This is a genomic window from Pseudomonas sp. TWI923 (assembly GCF_039673365.1).
Classification (GTDB): domain Bacteria; phylum Pseudomonadota; class Gammaproteobacteria; order Pseudomonadales; family Pseudomonadaceae; genus Aquipseudomonas; species Aquipseudomonas sichuanensis.
In genome coordinates this window covers 111,352-129,805 of sequence record NZ_JBDJLM010000001.1, presented here as the reverse complement: position 1 = coordinate 129,805, position 18,454 = coordinate 111,352, and the positions used below count along the sequence as shown (strand labels likewise).

Annotated in this window: 16 protein-coding genes; 6 read left to right on the top strand and 10 right to left on the bottom strand. The window is 64.7% G+C overall.

Features of this window, described 5'->3' with window-relative positions:
* Window positions 1–60: 60 nt before the first annotated feature.
* Complete coding sequence (gene rlmKL / locus ABE459_RS00590) at window positions 61–2,253, bottom strand: bifunctional 23S rRNA (guanine(2069)-N(7))-methyltransferase RlmK/23S rRNA (guanine(2445)-N(2))-methyltransferase RlmL (RefSeq protein WP_125464949.1); 2,193 nt, start codon at window positions 2,251–2,253, stop codon at window positions 61–63.
* A gap of 550 nt (window positions 2,254–2,803) precedes the next feature.
* Here rlmKL and rmf point away from each other — a divergent pair.
* A complete protein-coding gene (rmf, locus tag ABE459_RS00585; RefSeq protein WP_023533691.1) occupies window positions 2,804–3,019 on the top strand; it encodes a ribosome modulation factor in 216 nt (71 codons plus the stop codon).
* A 95-nt stretch (window positions 3,020–3,114) separates the two neighbouring features.
* Here rmf and ABE459_RS00580 read toward each other — a convergent pair whose 3' ends face one another.
* A complete protein-coding gene (locus ABE459_RS00580; RefSeq protein WP_110991823.1) occupies window positions 3,115–4,140 on the bottom strand; it encodes a quinone-dependent dihydroorotate dehydrogenase in 1,026 nt (341 codons plus the stop codon).
* 127 nt (window positions 4,141–4,267) lie between these two features.
* On the opposite strand from ABE459_RS00580, the gene ABE459_RS00575 reads away from it, so the two are divergent.
* The 5 genes from ABE459_RS00575 to cobA all read left to right on the top strand — a co-directional run bounded on the left by ABE459_RS00575 (window position 4,268) and on the right by cobA (window position 10,122).
* Entirely contained in the window at window positions 4,268–5,482 is a 1,215-nt protein-coding gene (locus ABE459_RS00575) for a CmpA/NrtA family ABC transporter substrate-binding protein (protein WP_323828315.1), read from the top strand.
* 10 nt (window positions 5,483–5,492) lie between these two features.
* Window positions 5,493–6,068: an ANTAR domain-containing protein gene (locus tag ABE459_RS00570; RefSeq protein WP_125859503.1), complete on the top strand. Its 576-nt coding sequence runs from the start codon at window positions 5,493–5,495 to the stop codon at window positions 6,066–6,068.
* 310 nt (window positions 6,069–6,378) lie between these two features.
* A complete protein-coding gene (locus tag ABE459_RS00565; RefSeq protein ID WP_125859505.1) occupies window positions 6,379–7,590 on the top strand; it encodes a nitrate/nitrite transporter in 1,212 nt (403 codons plus the stop codon).
* Window positions 7,591–7,599: 9 nt separating this feature from the next.
* Window positions 7,600–9,270, top strand: a complete 1,671-nt coding sequence (locus ABE459_RS00560; RefSeq protein WP_323828318.1) for a bifunctional protein-serine/threonine kinase/phosphatase — start codon at window positions 7,600–7,602, stop codon at window positions 9,268–9,270.
* Between the two features lie 27 nt (window positions 9,271–9,297).
* A complete protein-coding gene (cobA, locus tag ABE459_RS00555) occupies window positions 9,298–10,122 on the top strand; it encodes a uroporphyrinogen-III C-methyltransferase (protein ID WP_346647847.1) in 825 nt (274 codons plus the stop codon).
* 68 nt (window positions 10,123–10,190) lie between these two features.
* Here the strand turns inward: cobA and ABE459_RS00550 are convergent, their stop codons facing one another.
* The 8 genes from ABE459_RS00550 to ppsA all read right to left on the bottom strand — a co-directional run bounded on the left by ABE459_RS00550 (window position 10,191) and on the right by ppsA (window position 18,445).
* Window positions 10,191–11,225, bottom strand: coding sequence for an OmpA family protein (locus ABE459_RS00550; RefSeq protein ID WP_110991830.1), 1,035 nt, complete (start codon window positions 11,223–11,225; stop codon window positions 10,191–10,193).
* Between the two features lie 110 nt (window positions 11,226–11,335).
* Window positions 11,336–11,902: an RNA polymerase sigma factor SigX gene (gene sigX, locus ABE459_RS00545; RefSeq protein ID WP_110991831.1), complete on the bottom strand. Its 567-nt coding sequence runs from the start codon at window positions 11,900–11,902 to the stop codon at window positions 11,336–11,338.
* Window positions 11,903–12,015: 113 nt separating this feature from the next.
* A complete protein-coding gene (locus ABE459_RS00540; RefSeq protein WP_110991832.1) occupies window positions 12,016–12,840 on the bottom strand; it encodes a mechanosensitive ion channel domain-containing protein in 825 nt (274 codons plus the stop codon).
* A gap of 2 nt (window positions 12,841–12,842) precedes the next feature.
* Complete coding sequence (locus tag ABE459_RS00535; RefSeq protein ID WP_110991833.1) at window positions 12,843–13,106, bottom strand: CrfX protein; 264 nt, start codon at window positions 13,104–13,106, stop codon at window positions 12,843–12,845.
* Between the two features lie 106 nt (window positions 13,107–13,212).
* On the bottom strand, window positions 13,213–14,208 hold the full coding sequence (locus tag ABE459_RS00530; protein WP_125859508.1) for a zinc transporter ZntB: 996 nt from the start codon (window positions 14,206–14,208) through the stop codon (window positions 13,213–13,215).
* Between the two features lie 27 nt (window positions 14,209–14,235).
* A complete protein-coding gene (gene rraA, locus ABE459_RS00525; protein ID WP_125464957.1) occupies window positions 14,236–14,727 on the bottom strand; it encodes a ribonuclease E activity regulator RraA in 492 nt (163 codons plus the stop codon).
* Between the two features lie 194 nt (window positions 14,728–14,921).
* Window positions 14,922–15,914 (bottom strand): alpha/beta fold hydrolase, encoded by a 993-nt coding sequence (locus tag ABE459_RS00520; RefSeq protein ID WP_323828322.1) that lies wholly within the window; start codon window positions 15,912–15,914, stop codon window positions 14,922–14,924.
* A 155-nt stretch (window positions 15,915–16,069) separates the two neighbouring features.
* Complete coding sequence (gene ppsA, locus ABE459_RS00515; RefSeq protein ID WP_110991837.1) at window positions 16,070–18,445, bottom strand: phosphoenolpyruvate synthase; 2,376 nt, start codon at window positions 18,443–18,445, stop codon at window positions 16,070–16,072.
* Window positions 18,446–18,454: the final 9 nt, after the last annotated feature.

The following is an 18,454-nucleotide window of genomic DNA, read 5'->3' as shown; positions in this document are numbered from 1 at the left end:
TATTAACCCTTAAGTGCTTTATAGCCACTGGCCAGCAGTCGCGCAATGTACCTCATCGTCTCAGCGCAGACGCAGTTGCCAGGCGCGGTGGATGCGGTTGTTGCGGGCGAAGTCCGGGTCCAGGGTCTGGGCGCTGATTTCCTCCACCGCATAACGCGTGGCCAGGTGCTCGTCGAGCTGGAACTTGCGGAAGTTGTTGGAGAAATACAGCACGCCGCCCGGCGCCAGGCGAGCCATGGCCAGGTCCAGCAGTTCGACATGGTCACGCTGCACGTCGAACACACCTTCCATGCGCTTGGAGTTGGAGAAGGTCGGCGGGTCGATGAAGATCAGGTCGTAGCTGTCCGTGGCGCTCTGCAGCCAGGCCATGACATCGCCCTGCTCCAGGCGGTTGCGCTCGGAGAAGCCGTTCAGCGACAGGTTGCGCCGCGCCCAGTCCAGGTAGGTTTTCGACAGGTCGACGCTGGTGGTGCTGCGCGCGCCGCCCTTGGCCGCGTGCACGGTGGCCGTGGCGGTGTAGCAGAACAGGTTGAGGAAGCGCTTGCCTTCGGCCTCGCGCTGGATGCGCATGCGCATGGGGCGGTGGTCGAGGAACAGGCCGGTGTCCAGGTAGTCGGTGAGGTTGACCAGCAGCTTGACGCCGCCTTCGCTGACTTCCTGGAAGCGCCCTTCGGTAGCCTGGCGCTCGTACTGGCGCGTGCCGCTCTGGCGCTCGCGGCGCTTGAGCACCACGCGCTGCTGATCGACACCCAGCGCCTGGGGAATGGCCGCCAGGGCATCGAGCAGACGCGCCTGGGCCTTGTCCGGGTCGATGGAACGCGGGGCGGCGTATTCCTGCACATGCACCCAGTCGTGGTACAGGTCGACGGCCACGGCGTACTCAGGCATGTCGGCATCGTAGACCCGGTAGCAGTCGACTTTTTCACGGCGGGCCCATTTGCCCAGCTGCTTGAAGTTCTTCTGCAGGCGGTTGGCGAACATCTGCGCGCCTTCGGACAGGCGCGCCGGCTCGCTGGCCTGCGGCGCCGGGCGACGCTCCTGGCCCTCTTCAACCTGGGCCTGGCGCCGCTCGCCGGTGACGAACTGGTCGGGCTGCAACTTGAACAGCAGCAGTTTGCAAGGCAAGGCGCCGTTCCAGAACGCGTATTGCTTGTGGCTACGGATACCCATGCGCTTGCCCAGCTCCGGCGCGCCGGTGAACACCGCCGCTTCCCAGCCCATGCAGGCCTGGCGCAGGCGCTCGCCAAGGTTCTGGTAGAGGTACAGCAGGCTGGCTTCATCACCCAGGCGCTCGCCATAGGGCGGGTTGCTGATCACCAGGCCTTTCTGGTTCTGGTCCGGGCGCGGCTCGAAACTGGCCACCTCGCCCTGGTAGATCTTCACCCAGTCACCCAGGCCTGCGCGCTCGACGTTGTTGCGCCCCGGCTGGATCAACCGCGGGTCGGCTTCGTAGCCGCGAATCCACAGCGGCGGCTTGGCCAGGCCGGCCTGGGCACGGGCCTGGGCCTCTTCGTGCAGCTTGCGCCACAGCGCCGGCACATGGCCGAGCCAGGCGCTGAAACCCCAGCGCTCGCGCTTGAGGTTAGGGGCCATGTCGGCGGCGATCATGGCCGCCTCGACCAGGAAGGTACCCACGCCGCACATCGGGTCGGCCAGGGCGCCGCCCTGGGCGGCAATGCGCGGCCAGCCGGCGCGGATCAACACCGCCGCCGCCAGGTTTTCCTTGAGCGGCGCCGCGCCTTGCTGCAGGCGGTAGCCGCGCTGGTGCAGGCTGTGGCCGGACAGGTCGAGGGAGAGGATCGCCTCGCCACGGTCCAGGCGCAGGTGCACGCGCACATCCGGGTCGATTTTTTCCACCGACGGGCGCAAGCCTTCACGGTTGCGCAGCTTGTCGACGATCGCATCCTTGACCTTCAGCGCGCCGAAGTGGGTGTTGTCGATGCCCGAGCCATGGCCGCTGAACTCCACCGCCAGGGTGCCATCGGCAGCCAGGTGGTCGGCCCAATCCACCGCGTTGACCCCGTCATAGAGGTCATCGGCGTTCTTCATCGGGAAGCGCTTGAGCACCAGCAGCACGCGGTTGGCCAGACGCGACCAGAGGCACAGGCGGTAGGCGGTTTCCATGTCGGCCTCGCCGCGGATGGCCGAGGTGTGCTCACGCACCTCGGTCAGGCCCAGCTCCCGGGCCTCTTCGACGAGCAGGCCTTCGAGGCCCTTGGGGCAGGTGAGATAAAGTTCGATACGGTCCGACATGGGTAATCCAGAGCCTTTGGCTAAGTAGATGGCAGCCGACGCATCGGCCTGCCGAGGTTTTCCCGCACGCCCTTTCAGCAGGCGCCCAGGTGGCCCGCGAGCGGTCTCGCCAGGCCTGGCCGCCCGACGCAACCTGCCCTCGCCGGGTGGCGAAAAAGGCTTTGATCGTCGAGCAGTATGAAAATTCGCGCACTGCGGGCCCAGATGTGACCCTTCGTCGCATTACCAATTATTACAAGCCATCGACCAGACACGCTGGCCAATTGACGTCAAAGCTGACTAAACCCTGATCATAGCGGGCCCAACGGCAAACAAGGTTGAGTCGCATTTATTTACTTATCCTTTCACCCTCGGAAAGGTTACGTCCTTATGACAAAACGATCATTCACACTGTGACTCGCATTCGTTAGAACTGATCTCAGGTCGCCTCGCAACGGGGCGACACCTTCAGCCCGCCACGCCGGCAGCGGGCGCACACCGGCAGAACGATTCTGCCCGGCCTCGTAGAGGCCGACGGGACATTACAGTCAACAAGTGAGGGCAACACCCTATGAGAAGACTTAAGCGTGATCCGTTGGAAAGAGCATTTTCACGTGGCTACCAGTATGGGGTCACCGGCAAATCCCGCGAACTTTGCCCATTTACTCTACCTTCCGTACGCCAAGCCTGGATCAACGGCTGGCGCGAAGGACGCGGCGATAACTGGGACGGCATGACCGGCACCGCTGGCATCCATAGACTCAACGAAAATCACGCCGTTGGCTGATCGAGGACACTGAATTCGAGTTACCATGCGCGCCCCATCCGGGCGGCGGGCTACGGCCCAGGGGGCCCCATGCGGGGCCCCTTTTTCATGGTCGCTTATTGCCGAGGCATGGCCGCGATGGCATCCACCGCCTCGCGGATCAGCGCCGGGCCCTTGTAGATGAAGCCCGAGTAAATCTGCACCAGGCTTGCACCGGCGGCGATCTTCTCAGCCGCGTGACGGCCTTCGGTGATGCCACCGGCGGCGATGATCGGCAGCTTGCCACCCAGCTCACCCGCCAGCACTTTCACTGTGTGGGTGCTCTTTTCCAGCACCGGCGCGCCCGACAGGCCGCCCGCCTCGCCACCGAACGGCAGCCCTTCGACACCCTCACGGCCCAGGGTGGTGTTGGTGGCGATCACCGCGTCCATCCCCGACTCCATCAGCGCGGCAGCCACCAGCGCGGTTTCTTCATCGCTCATGTCCGGGGCGATCTTGATCGCCAGTGGCACGCGCTTGCCGTTGCTCACCGCCAACTGCTCACGGCGCTCGGCCAGGGCATCGAGCAACTGCTTGAGCGAATCACCGAACTGCAGCGAGCGCAGGCCCGGGGTGTTTGGTGAGCTGACGTTGACGGTGATGTAGCTGGCGTCGTTGTAGACCTTCTCCAGGCAGATCAGGTAGTCATCCTGGGCCCGTTCGACCGGGGTGTCGAAGTTCTTGCCGATATTGATACCCAGCACGCCGGTGTAGCGTGCGGCCCGCACCCGCGCCAGCAGGTGGTCGACACCCATGTTGTTGAAGCCCATGCGGTTGATGATCGCGGTGGCTTCCGGCAGGCGGAACAGGCGTGGCTTGGGGTTGCCCGGCTGCGGGCGCGGGGTGATGGTGCCGATCTCGACGAAACCGAAGCCCAGCTGGGCGAAACCGTCGATGGCCGCGCCATTCTTGTCCAGGCCAGCGGCCAGGCCCACCGGGTTGGCGAAGTTCAAGCCCATGACGCTCACCGGCAACGCTGCCGGCTGCTTGCACAGCAGGCCGTTGAGGCCAAGGCGGCCACCAGCACCGATCAGGTCCAGCGACAGGTCGTGGGAGGTTTCCGGGGAGAGCTTGAACAGCAGCTGGCGGGCCAGGGTATACATGGGCGGGCGGACTCGCGGTGTGTGAGGGGTGCGATTATAGCCAGCGCATCGCCGGGGCGACAGGGCCATGGCACATGGGTTGCTTCAACAACCCCATGCAGCCCCCGCAGAACGCCCGAGGATCCACGTGAATACAGCTCCCCCGACATCGCCACTGGCCTGGGTCAACGGCAGCGACGCACCGGAAAAGCCCAGCCTGAACATCGGTTTCATGGCCCTGAGTGATTGCGCTTCGGTGGTGGTCGCTGCCACCCAGGGCTTCGCCCAGCAACAGGGCCTTACCCTCAACCTGCAGCGCCAAGCCTCCTGGGCCGGGCTGCGCGACAGGCTGGTCAGTGGCGAACTGGACGCTGCGCACTGCCTGTACGGCCTGGCCTACGCCGTGCAGTTGGGCGTGGGCGGCGGGCCGGCCAGCGACATGGCGGTGCTCATGGGCCTGAACCAGAACGCCCAGGCCATCAACCTGTCCGCTGCCTTGCAGCGCAAGGGCGTGACCAACCCCGAGGCATTGGCGCGGCTGGCGCACCAGGGCGGTGCGCGCCTGACCTTCGCCCAGACCTTCCCCACCGGCACCCACGCCATGTGGCTGTATTACTGGCTGGCCAGCCAGGGCATCCACCCCTTGCATGACGTCAACAGCGTGGTGGTGCCGCCGGCACAGATGGTCGCCCACTTGCAGGCCGGGCGCATCGATGGCTTTTGCGTCGGCGAGCCGTGGTCAGCCGAGGCCATCGCCCAGGGCCAGGGCTTCACCCTCGCCACCAGCCAGTCGATCTGGCCGGACCACCCGGAAAAGGTCCTCGCCTGCGCGCGCAGTTTCGCCGAGCAATACCCAAACAGCGCTCGCGCCCTGGTCAAGGCGATCCTCGCCGCCAGCCGCTTCATCGAAAGCAGCGCCGAGAACCGTCGTGGCGCCGCTCAGTTGCTCAGTGGCAGCGCCTACCTGGACACCCCGGCCAGCAGCATCGAGTCACGCCTGCTGGGCGATTACCAGGACGGCCTGGGCAACCGCTGGCAAGACCGCCATGCCCTGCGCCTGTTCGACCAGGGCCGGGCCAACCTGCCCTACCTGTCCGACGGCATGTGGTTCATGACCCAGTTCCGCCGCTGGGGCATCCTGCGCGATGACCCGGACTACCTCGCAGTGGCCCGTCAGGTCCAGCAACTGGCGCTGTACCGTGAGGCCGCCGACGCACTGGGCGTGCCCTGCGCCGACCTGCCGATGCGCAGCAGCCAGCTGATCGACGGCAGCCGCTGGGACGGCAGCGATCCGTACGGCTACGCGCGCAGCTTCAGGCTGCACGCCCTGGACGCGGCGCCCGACGCCCGCGTCGGCCTGTGAGGAACCGACCATGCTGCGCATCCTGCTGATCGACGATACCGAAAAGAAAGTCGGCCGCCTCAAGGCCGCATTGGTCGAGGCCGGCTTCGATGTGATCGAAGCCCCTGGCCTGACCATCGACCTGCCGGCCTGCGTCGAAACGGTGCACCCAGACGTGGTACTGATCGATACCGAGTCACCGGGCCGTGATGTGATGGAGCAGGTGGTGCTGGTCAGCCGCGACCGGCCCCGCCCCATCGTGCTGTTCACTGACGAACACGACCCAGGGGTGATGCGCCAGGCGATCCAGGCCGGGGTCAGCGCCTACATCGTCGAAGGCATCCATGCCGCGCGCCTGCAGCCGATCCTCGACGTGGCCATGGCCCGCTTCGAAAGCGACCAGGCGCTCAAGGCCCAGCTGCTGGCCCGCGACCTGCAGTTGGCCGAGCGCAAGCGCATCGAGCAGGCCAAGGGCTTGCTGATGAAGATGAAAGACTGCAACGAAGAGCAGGCCTACACCCTGATGCGGCGCCAGGCCATGAGCCGCCAGCAGAAGCTGATCCAGGTGGCCGAACAGATCATCGCCATGTCGGAGATGCTGGGCTGAACCCCCATGTTTCAACTGTAGGAGCGGCCTTGTGTCGCGAAGGGGGTGCGTAGCGCCCCCAGAATTCAGGGGTTCTTGCACAAATCGCTGGGGCCGCTGCGCGCCCCGTTCGCGACACAAGGCCGCTCCTACAGCTTTCGCTGCCTGCTCCCACAACCTTGGCCCGCCTCTTGCTCAGTCAAACCCAGGTAGCCAACGGCGGTTGCCCCCATACCTCGACAAAGACGTCGCTCCCCCTCCACGCCAGTGGACCGGGCAGCGGCGTCTTTTTCGTTTCCGCCCCTGTGTTGCACGCCGAACGAGGTGTTCGATGAATACGAGCTTCTGGAAATCCGGGCATGTGCCCACCCTGTTCGCCGCCTTCCTGTATTTCGACCTGAGCTTCATGGTCTGGTACCTGCTCGGCCCCATGGCGGTGCAGATCGCCACCGACCTGCAACTGAGCGCCCAGCAACGCGGCCTGATGGTCGCCACGCCAATCCTTGCCGGTGCGCTGCTGCGCTTCGCCATGGGCCTGCTGGTCGATCGCCTGTCGCCCAAGACCGCCGGCCTGATCGGCCAGGTGGTGGTGATCGTCGCCCTGGCCTGCGCCTGGCACCTGGGCGTGCACAGCTTCGAGCAGGTGCTGCTGCTGGGCGTGTTCCTCGGCGTTGCCGGCGCCTCGTTCGCCGTTTCGCTGCCCCTGGCGTCGCAGTGGTACCCACCCCAGCACCAGGGCAAGGCCATGGGCATCGCCGGTGCCGGCAACTCCGGCACCGTGTTCGCCGCGCTGCTGGCACCGGTGCTGGCGGCGGCCTACGGCTGGAACAACGTGTTCGGTTTCGCCCTGCTGCCGCTGTTGCTGACCCTGGTGCTGTTCGCGCTGCTGGCCCGCAACGCCCCCGAACGGCCAAAACCCAAGGCCATGGCCGATTACCTCAAAGCGCTGGGTGACCGCGACAGCTGGTGGTTCATGTTCTTCTACAGCGTCACCTTCGGCGGCTTCATCGGCCTGGCCAGCACCCTGCCCGGCTACTTCAACGACCAGTACGGCCTGAACCCGGTGACTGCCGGTTACTACACCGCGGCCTGCGTGTTCGCCGGCAGCCTGATGCGCCCGCTGGGCGGCGCCCTGGCCGACCGCTTCGGTGGCATCCGCACCCTGCTGGGCATGTACAGCGTGGCGGCGGTGTGCATAGCCGCAGTCGGCTTCAACCTGCCCAGCGCCGCGGCGGCACTGGCCCTGTTCGTCAGCGCCATGCTCGGGTTGGGCGCCGGCAATGGCGCGGTGTTCCAGCTGGTGCCGCAGCGCTTTCGCCAGGAGATCGGGGTGATGACCGGGCTGATCGGCATGGCCGGCGGTATCGGTGGTTTCCTGCTGGCCGCAGGCCTGGGCACCGTCAAGCAACACACCGGCGACTACCAGATGGGCCTGTGGCTGTTCGCCAGCCTGGGCCTGCTCGCCTGGTTCGGCCTGCACGGCGTCAAGCAGCGCTGGCGCACCACCTGGGGCTCGGCGGCAGTCACTGCGGCGCGGGTCTGAGTGGCCGCCATGAACCTGCAACTGAGCTTCGCCCAGGCCTCGGCCACCGGGCCCCGCGCAGAGAACCAGGACGCTTTGCGCCTGGTCACGCCGGCACCGGAACTGGCCGCCAGCAAAGGCTATCTGTTCGCCCTCGCCGACGGTGTCAGCCAGTGCGCCGACGGCGGCCTGGCGGCACGCGCCAGCCTGCAGGCCCTGGCCCTGGATTACTACGCCACGCCTGCCACCTGGGGCGTGGCCCAGGCCCTGGACCGGCTGTTGCTGGCCCAGAACCGCTGGCTGCGCGCCCAGGGCAACGGCCAGCCGCTGCTGACCACGCTCAGCGCCCTGGTACTGCGCGGGCGACGCTTCACCCTCGCCCACGTCGGCGACTGCCGCGTCTACCGCTGGCACGACGGCCAGTTGCACTGCCTGAGCGAGGACCATGTCTGGGACCAGCCCGGCATGCAGCACGTACTCAAGCGCGCATTGGGGCTGGACCAGCACCTGCTGGTCGACTATCTGGACGGCGAGTTGCACCACGGCGAACGCTTCCTGCTGCTCAGCGATGGTGTCTGGGCCAGCCTGGGCGACCAGCGGATCCAGGCCATCCTGCGCGAACACCCCGACCTGCAGGACGCCGTCGACACCCTGGTGGCCACCGCCCACCACAGCGGCAGCCAGGACAATGCCAGCGCACTGCTGATCAGTATCGACGAGCTGGGTGCCGCCAATCTTGGCGACACCCTGGCGCAATTGCAGCAGTGGCCCTTGCCCGGCCCGTTGCGTGACGGGCAGATGATCGATGGTTGGCGGGTCGAGGGGGTGCTGGCACAGAGTCGGCAATCATTGCTGTACCGAGTACATGACGCACTTGGCCAGGCCTGGCTGCTCAAGACCCTGCCGCAAACCCGTGATCATGAAGCGGGGGCCGCCCAGGCCCTGCTGCTGGAGGAATGGTTCCTGCGACGGGTCGCCGGCCGCCACTTCCCCGAGGTGCACCCGGCGGGCCAGCGCCAGCATCTGTATTACCTGATGCGCGAATACCCAGGCACCACACTGGCCGCAGTACTCGCAGAGCACGGCCCGCTGCCCCTGCCCCAATGGCTGGAGATGGCGCGCCAGTTGCTGCAGGCCGTCGGTGTGCTGCACCGGCGCAACCTGCTGCACCGCGATATCAAGCCTGAGAACCTGCACCTGGGCAGTGACGGCCAGCTACGCCTGCTGGACTTCGGCCTGGCGTACTGCCCGGGCCTTTGCGAGGACCAGCCGCACAGCCTGCCTGGCACTCCGTCCTACATCGCCCCAGAGGCGTTCGATGGCCAACCGCCGAGCCCGCGCCAGGACCTCTACGCCGTGGGCGTGACGCTCTACTACCTGCTGACGGGCCACTACCCCTATGGCGAAGTCGAGGCATTCCAACGCCCGCGCTTCACCGTACCGGTCAACCCCGGCCGCTACCGCCCCGACCTGCCCGATTGGTTGCAACGCAACCTGGAGCAGGGGCTGGCCGCTGACCCTGCGCAACGCTTCGAGACCGCCGAGCAATGGTTGTTGCTGCTCGAACGCGGCGACCGCCAGGTGCTGCCCGACCGCCCGCGCCCGCTGTTGGAGCGTGAGCCACTGAAGGTCTGGCGCAGCCTGGCACTGCTGTCCCTGCTGTTAAACCTGATCCTGCTGTTCGCCCTGCTCAAGGGTTGAATGGCACCTGTCGATGAGGAACACCCGATGAATGCGAAAGTCTGGTTGGTTGGCGCCGGCCCTGGCGACCCCGAACTGCTCACCCTCAAGGCTGTGCGCGCGCTGGGCCAGGCCCAGGTGGTGATGATCGACGACCTGGTCAACCCGGCCATATTGGCGCACTGCCCGCAGGCCCGGGTGATTGCCGTGGGCAAGCGCGGCGGTTGCCGCTCCACCCCACAGGCCTTCATCCAGCGCCTGATGCTGCGCCATGCCCGCCAGGGGCGCTGCGTGGTGCGACTCAAGGGCGGCGACCCGTGCATCTTCGGCCGCGCCGGCGAAGAAGCGCTGTGGCTGCGCGGCCACGGCATCGAAGTGGAGGTGGTCAACGGCATCACCGCCGGGCTGGCCGGGGCCACCCAATGCGACATTCCGCTGACGCTGCGCGGCGTCAGCCGTGGCGTGACGCTGTTGACCGCGCACACCCAGGACGACAGCGAACTGAACTGGCAAGCACTGGCCCAGGGCGGCACGACCCTGGTGCTGTATATGGGCGTGGCGCGGCTGGAGCAGATTCGTCGTGGCCTGCTGCAAGGCGGGATGGCGCCCGGCACGCCGGTGGCGATGATCGAGAATGCGTCATTGCCGCAGCAGCGCGAGTGCCGTAGCCACCTGTCGGCGCTGGAGGAGGACGCATTGGCCTTTGGCTTGCGCAGCCCGGCAATTCTGGTGATCGGTGAGGTTGTAGGAGCGGCCTTGTGCCGCGAAAGGGCCGCAGAGCGGCCCCAGGATCTCAACGTGATGCATCAATTGCCGGGGCCGCTCTGCGGCCCTTTAGCGGCACAAGGCCGCTCCTACAAAGGTTGCACTTAGCAGGAACATAAATCCCAGGCAAAGAAAAACCCGGCCGAGGCCGGGTTTTTCGTGAAGCTTCAAACCAATTACTTGGCCTGGGCTTCTACCTGAGCTTCTACGCGACGGTTAACGGCGCGGCCAGCTTCGGTGGCGTTGTCGGCGACCGGACGGGTCTCACCGTAGCCAACCGAGTCAACACGGCTCGATTCGATGCCGTACTGCTGGGTCAGGACCTGCTTGACAGCGCCAGCACGACGCTCGGACAGCTTCTGGTTGTAAGCGTCTGGGCCGACGGAGTCAGTGTGACCTTCCACGGTGGTGGTGGTCTGTGGGTACTGCTTCATGAAGTCAGCCAGGTTCTTGATGTCGCCGTAGCTGTTAGGCTTGACGACCGACTTGTCGAAGTCGAACTTGACGTCCAGCTCAACGCGAACGACTTCGGCAACAGCCGGGCAGCCATCAGCGTCAACGGTAACGTTGGCTGGGGTGTCAGGGCACTTGTCGACGTTGTCGCAAACGCCGTCGTTGTCGCTGTCGGAGCAGACTTCAGCAACTGGAGCTGGAGCGGCTTCGGCGTGCTTCGGGCTACCGCCGAAGTTCAGGCCGATACCAACGCTCGGGGCCCACTCGGTGTCGCCCTGGTCGATGTTGTACTGAGCTTCAACGCCGGCACGGGCGTAGAACATGTCAGTGATGTACCACTTGGCGCCAGCGCCAACGTTGGCGAAGGTGGACTGGTTACGACCACCACGGCCGGTCTGGCCGAGCGACTGGTGGGAGAAACCGGCCGAAACGTATGGACGGATGGCGTCGTACGGGTTGTTGAAGTGGTACAGAGCGTCCAGGGCGGTGTTCGAGCCCTTGATGTTCTTGCCGTCTTCGCCACGAGCGTTGTGGACTTCGTCGTAGCCCAGACGCAGTTCTACGTCGTCGGTCAGGAAGTAACCAACCGAACCGCCGAACAGGTTGCCGTCGTTCTTGAAGTCGCGCTGGCTGTCGAAGAATTCTTTCTTGTAGAAGCCTTCAACCTCAACGGCGCCTTGACCTTGTGCCAGAGCGCCAAACGAAGTGGCGGCTACAAGCGAACCAATGGCCAAGCCCAAGGTGTTTTTCAATTTCATCCGTTAAATCCCCATCTGGTGATAGTTAAGCAGTCCCACCAACATCCGGGGGACAACTCGACGGCAAGTCTAGCAGAACTCGCCGGTTGGTTAGAGATATTTGAACGCCACTAAGTTTCAGTGAGCCCAGCAAATTTCTCTCTAAGCTTGTCGAGCGCACGCTTGTAGCGCATTTTCGTGGCGCTCAGGCCCATGTGCATGATGTCGGCGATCTCCTGGAATTCCAGCTCTGCGACAAATCGCAGCACCAGGATTTCTCGGTCGATCGGGTTCACATGCACCAGCCATTTATCCAGCCCGCCTTTCTCTTCCGGTTTCGGAGCCTTGTCCTCGGACGCCTCTTCGACAGGGTCCAGGCTCAAGGCATCCATCAACCTGCGCTTGCGGCGCTCCTTGCGGTACTGAGTGATGCATTCGTTGTAGGTGATGCTGTAGAGCCAGGTCTTGAACTTGGATTTACCCTCGAAGTTCTTCAGCCCGTACAACACCTTGAGCATCACCTCCTGACAGACATCGTCAGCATCCCGGTCGTTCCCCAGATACCGCGCACACACATTGAACAGCGTGCGCTGGTAGCGCCTCATGAGCTCCTCATAGGCGCGGGTAACGTGAAACAGCTCCTCATGCGAACGCGCCACCAACTCCTCGTCGGTGAGCTCCCGGGGGTCATAGCGCATGGGCGGCAAATGAACTTTATTCAATGCGGATCTGGCCGACAGTCGGGTCAATGTCGCCGCTCAGCCCCAAGGGCCGATTTTCGCGGCGGCATACATTAACAGCTTTTGTGCGGTTAGCGGCTATTTACGCGCTGCTCGAGCAACTCGCGATTCGACAGCGACACCAGTTCGCCATCATCGGTCAGCAGCGTGGTCTTGACCGTGCCGATCTCTTCGATATGCCCTTCGACCTCTCCAATCCGCACCTGCTGGCCGACCTGATAGAGTTCGCGCACGTAGATTCCAGCAAGAATCTGCCCGGCGATTTCACGGCTGCCGAGGCCCATTGCCAACGCAATTGCCAGACCAACGGTTATCAAACCGATGACGATCACATGGTTCAGCAGGTCGGTCTTGACCTCCAACTGGCTGATCGCCACCGAGATGCTGATGATGATCACCAGGCCCTGGGCAATCCGCCCGACACCGGCGGCGTACTCCAGGCCAATGCCTTCGGCAGCCCCGCGCACCAGGCCGTTGACCAGTTGTGCCAGCAGCACGCCGGCCAGCAGCACCAGCGCCGCACCAAACACCTTCGGCAGGTACAGGGCGAGCATGTCCAACGTTGCCGAGACCCGCTCCAGGCCCAGGGATTCCGCGGCAGAGACCAGGAAAATCAACAGCACGAACCAGTAGACGATCTTGCCGACCAGCGTCGAAATCGGCACCTGGATCCCCGCCCGGGCAAGGATCTTGGTCAGCCCGGTACCGCTCATCAAGCGATCCAGGCCAAGCTTGGCCAGCAGCTTGGACAGCAGTGTGTCGAGCAGCTTCGCCACGACGAAACCAAGCAGCACTACCACCAGCGCCCCGAACAGGTTGGGGATGAAGTTCGCCACCTTGGTCCAAAGGGCAGTCATGGCGGTGACCAGACTCTGGGTCCAGAGATCGAGTTCCATATTCAATCGGCCTTATCTACGTTTCTGCCGGAGGCAGGGTTGCGGGTGGCATTGCGACGCACTGGCGCGACATGCGCCGAGCCATTGTTGACAGCGATCATCAGTGCCTGGCTCCAGCGGCCCAGCAGGCTGAACAGATCGCCCACGCCGACCTGGCGGTTGGCAGTCTTGAGCACGCGACCCAGGCAGGCGGCGTCGTCGCGCTCCTGGCCGGAGGGTGACGCCTTGAGCAGGTCGCGCAGGGATTCTTCAAACGGATCGTGCATGGGCACCTCGCGCAGTGTCAGTCAAAGACGAGAGCTGCGAGCGATGGGTCACACAGGGATGTGGGACGAATGTTTCAGGATGAGAACAGAACAGGCCGCACGCCATCTAGACCCACCGCAGCTTGCGGAACAACAGCCACTGCCCCACCGCCAGGCCCAGCACGATCAGGCTGGCGAACAGGAAACCATAAGGGCTGTTCGAGCCCGGTATGCCGCCGACATTGATGCCCAGCAAACCGGTGACGAAGCTCATGGGCAGGAAGATGCAGGTAATGATGCCGAAGCGGTACATGGTCCGGTTCATCCGCTCGCTGCGGCGCCGATCTTCGCTTTCCAGCACCAGGGCAGCGCGCTCGCGGGCCAGTTCCAGCTCTTCGAGATAACGGATCAGGCTGTTGTTGAGCTCGTTCCAGTAGTCGCTGTCGGGGTCGGCGAACCAGCTGCACTTGTTACGCGACAACTGCGCGTAGATATCCCGCTGCGGTGCAAGGAAACGGCGCAGGCCGGCGGCGCGTCGACGGATCTGCTGCAGGCTGCCTTGCTCAGGCGCATACCGTTCGTCGGCTTCCACCTTCTCTTCTTCGAGATCGACCGCCTCGGACAGGTCGCTGACCAGCGCCTGGACCTTCTCGGTGAGCAACTCGCCCATCAGCAGCAACAGCTCGGACGCCGATTTCGGCCCCCTGCCCTCGTCCAACTGCTGAAGCACCTCGTCGCTGGCGCGCAGCGGCCGCAGGCGCAGCGAGATGACCCGCCGCGCTTCGGCGAAAATGCGCACAGAAACCATGTCCTCAGGCTCGGCACCCGGGTTGAGGTTGACCCCGCGCAAGAACAGCAGCATCTGCTCGTTGGCCAGCTGCAGCAGGCGCGGGCGGGTGTTCTCTTCCAGCAGCAGGTCGCAGGCGAACTCGCTCAGGCCACTGTCGTGCAGCAGCCAAGTGCGGGTCTGCGGATGGCTACGATCCCAATGCAGCCACAGGCTCTCCAGCGGCTGCAACTGCAAATCGTCCAGCTCGGTACGGGCTATCGAACGCGCGCCGCCTTTGCCATCGAGCACCAGGGCATGCACCAGCCCCCACTGCGCGTTGTCTTCCTCGAACATCAAAGCTCCATCAGCGCGCGCCGCGCGTCACTCGGGCATCTTCAGCGGGCTTGGCGAGACGATTACGCCATTGTTGTCGGCGTACACATACTCGCCCGGGCGGAAGGTCACCCCGGCAAAGGTCACCGCGACGTTGAGGTCGCCAATACCGCGTTTGTCGGTTTTCATAGGATGGCTGGCCAGGGCCTGCACACCCACATCGGTCTGCACCAGCACGTCGACGTCGCGCACACAGCCGTAGATCACCAGGCCTTCCCAGCCGCTCTTCGCCGCTTTTTCGGCGAGCATGTCGCCCAGCAGCGCACGGCGCAGCGAACCACCGCCATCGACCACCAGCACCTTGCCCTTGCCGTCGAGTTCGACCTGCTCCTTGACCAGCGAGTTGTCCTCGAAGCACTTGATGGTGACGATCTGGCCGCCGAACGAGTCGCGGCCACCGAAGTTGCTGAACATGGGTTCTAGCACCTGGACGAGATCTGGGTAGGCGTCGCACAGGTCGGGCGTTACGTAATGCTGCATGGGAAACTCCTGTCAGTCACAACGAAAGCGAAAGTGGGATCAAGGCTACACCTTGCAAGGTACGGCAGTCATCCGGGACCGAGCAGTCAATTTACTTTTGCCTGCTCCGGCCTCTTCGCGGGTAAAACCGCTCCCAAAAGAGAGGTGTGAAATACTGATGGAGAGGGTTTACCCGCGAAGAGGGCAACGCAGAATCAACTGGCAGGCACCGGCTCCATCACCACCGTCGAGGCATGCACCGGCACCTGCGGATCCCTCAGCCAGCGCTCCACCAACGGCCACACCTGGGCCTGCGCCGCCTTGCTGACCAGCATGTCGACGTGCCCGAAGGCATCGAAGCCCTGCTCCTGCCCCAGGCGCAGGAACTGCTTGTTGTCACCGCCCAACTGATCGAACAGCTTGCGGCAAGCCCACACCGGGTCCTGGAAATCCCCTGCCCCGGCCACGGCCAATACCGGCACATCGACCTCGGCCAGCCCCGCCCACCAATCGCGGTCCTTGTCGCCGAACCGGCCGAACAGGCCATTCCAGCGCAGGCTTTCAAGCGCCAGGCCAATCGGTTCGTCTTCCGGGCCACGCTTGAGCCGCGAACCGCTGATCTGGTCAAAGCGCTTGAGCAGCAGCTTCGCGCCCCACGCCACCGGCGGCACCTTGAGCGGCCAGTACACGCGGCTGACCTGGGCGCCGAAGAAGGCCGCGCTGGCCACCTGCGCACTGGCCAGGTAGCCACCGCCCAGCGCAGCGGCCAGGGTGGTGCCGCCCAGGGAGTGGCCGAGCCAGTGCGGCGCCTGCCCGGCCTGCTCCTGGACAAAAGCACCAATCACCGGCAGGTCATAGCGGGCATAGTCGGCCACACGGTTGTGCTGCCAGGCGCGGTTGCGTGGCGACAGGCCATGGCCGCGCATCTCCGGGATCCATACATCGAAACCGGCACGGGCGAGGTAGGCACCCAGGCCGATGCCCTTGGGTGAGTACCAGAAGCGCCGATTGGAAAAACTGCCGTGCAGGAGAATGACCGGTACGCCTTGAGCAGGGCCCTGGTCGGCCAGGCCCAGACGCGTGACGGCCAGCTCGACGCTCGAATCGGGACTATTGCCGGCCTTGATCCGGTAGACGTCTTCGCTGAGGTCGCCGCGGCGCTCGGCACTGAGCAACGCGACGGGAAATTGGGTGCTGCTGCTTTGCATGGCTTCACGAACAGATAAAAGACGACAACGTGGGAGCGGGCTTGCCCCGCGATGGCGTCGGGACAGGCTACAGAGGTGTCCTGGCTGACGCCATCGCGGGGCAAGCCCGCTCCCACGCATAAACACGAGGGCGTCATGCGCCCTCGTCGATCACATCAGGCTGCGCCCTGGCCTTCGGCCAGGAAGAACCAGGTCTCGAGCACCGAGTCCGGGTTCAGCGACACGCTCTCGATGCCCTGCTCCATCAGCCACTTGGCCAGGTCCGGGTGGTCCGATGGGCCTTGGCCGCAAATGCCGATGTACTTGCCAGCCTTGTTGCACGCGGCGATGGCGTTGGCCAGCAGTTTCTTGACCGCAGGGTTACGCTCGTCGAACAGGTGGGCGATGATCCCCGAGTCGCGGTCCAGGCCCAGGGTGAGCTGGGTCAGGTCGTTGGAACCGATCGAGAAGCCGTCGAAGTACTCGAGGAACTCCTCGGCCAGGATGGCGTTGGACGGCAGCTCGCACATCATGATCACGCGCAGGCCGTTGTCGCCACGGGCCAGGCCGTTTTCGGCGAGCAGGTCGACGACCTGGCTGGCTTCGCCCAGGGTGCGCACGAACGGCACCATGATCTCGACGTTGGTCAGGCCCATCTCGTTGCGCACGCGCTTGAGGGCGCGGCACTCGAGCTCGAAGCAGTCACGGAACGACTCGCTGATGTAGCGCGAGGCGCCGCGGAAGCCCAGCATCGGGTTTTCTTCTTCCGGCTCGTACAGCTTGCCGCCGATCAGGTTGGCGTATTCGTTGGACTTGAAGTCCGACAGGCGCACGATGACCTTTTTCGGGTAGAAGGCTGCGGCCAGGGTGCTGATGCCCTCGACCAGCTTCTCGACATAGAAACCGACCGGGTCGCTGTAGCCGGCGATGCGCTTGTCGACGCTCTCTTTGAGCTCCGGCGGCAGGCCCGCGTAGTTCAGCAGCGCCTTGGGGTGCACGCCGATCATGCGGTTGATGATGAACTCCAGGCGCGCCAGGCCCACACCTTCGTTGGGCAGCTGGGCGAAGTCGAACGCGCGGTCCGGGTTGCCCACGTTCATCATGATCTTGAACGGCAGCTCCGGCATGGCGTCCACCGAGTTCTGCTTGACGTCGAAGCCCAGCTCGCCTTCGAAGATGAAGCCGGTGTCGCCTTCGGCGCAGGACACGGTCACGCCCTGGCCATCTTTGAGCACCTGGGTGGCATTGCCGCAACCGACCACAGCCGGGATACCCAGTTCACGCGCGATGATCGCCGCGTGGCAGGTACGCCCGCCGCGGTTGGTGACGATGGCGCTGGCGCGCTTCATCACCGGCTCCCAATCCGGGTCGGTCATGTCCGAGACCAGCACGTCGCCGGGCTGGACCTTGTCCATTTCCGACACGTCCTTGATCACGCGCACCTTGCCGGCGCCGATGCGCTGGCCGATGGCACGGCCTTCGACCAGCACGGTGCCTTTCTCCTTGAGCAGGTAACGTTCCATGACGTTGGCGCTGGCACGGCTCTTCACGGTCTCAGGGCGGGCCTGAACGATGTACAGCTTGCCGTCGTCACCGTCCTTGGCCCACTCGATGTCCATCGGGCGCTGGTAGTGCTGCTCGATGATCATCGCCTGCTTGGCCAGCTCGGCCACTTCGGCGTCGCTCAGGCAGAAGCGTGCGCGTTCGGCGCGGTCGACTTCGACGGTCTTGACCGAACGGCCGGCCTTGGCTTCGTCGCCGTAGACCATCTTGATCGCCTTGCTGCCCAGGTTGCGGCGCAGGATCGCCGGGCGACCCGCCTGCAAGGTGTTCTTGTGTACGTAGAATTCGTCCGGGTTGACCGCACCCTGCACGACGGTTTCACCCAGGCCGTAGGCGCCGGTGATGAACACCACGTCACGGAAGCCCGACTCAGTGTCGAGGGTGAACATCACGCCGGCGGTGCCGGTTTCGGAGCGGACCATGCGCTGCACGCCGGCGGACAGGGCGACCAGCTTGTGGTCGAAGCCCTGGTGCACGCGGTAGGCGATGGCACGGTCGTTGAACAGCGAGGCGAAGACTTCCTTGGCCGCGCGGATCACGTTGTCGACGCCACGGATGTTGAGGAAGGTTTCCTGCTGGCCGGCGAACGAGGCGTCCGGCAGGTCTTCGGCGGTGGCCGAGGAACGCACGGCGACCGCCATGTTGTCGTTGCCGGCGGCCATTTCGGCGAAGGCCGTACGGATTTCCGAATCGAGGCGTGCCGGGAACTCGGCTTCCATGACCCACTGGCGGATTTGTGCGCCGGTCTTGGTCAGGGCATTGATGTCATCGACGTCCAGCGCGTCGAGCGCGGCGTGGATACGGTCGTTCAGGCCACTCTGTTCGAGAAAGTCGCGGTACGCCTGAGCCGTAGTGGCAAAGCCGCCCGGCACCGAAACGCCGGCACCGGCAAGATTGCTGATCATCTCGCCCAGGGATGCGTTCTTGCCCCCCACATGCTCCACATCATGGACGCCGAGCTTATCGAGGGAAACTACGTACTCTACCAAGGTGATCTC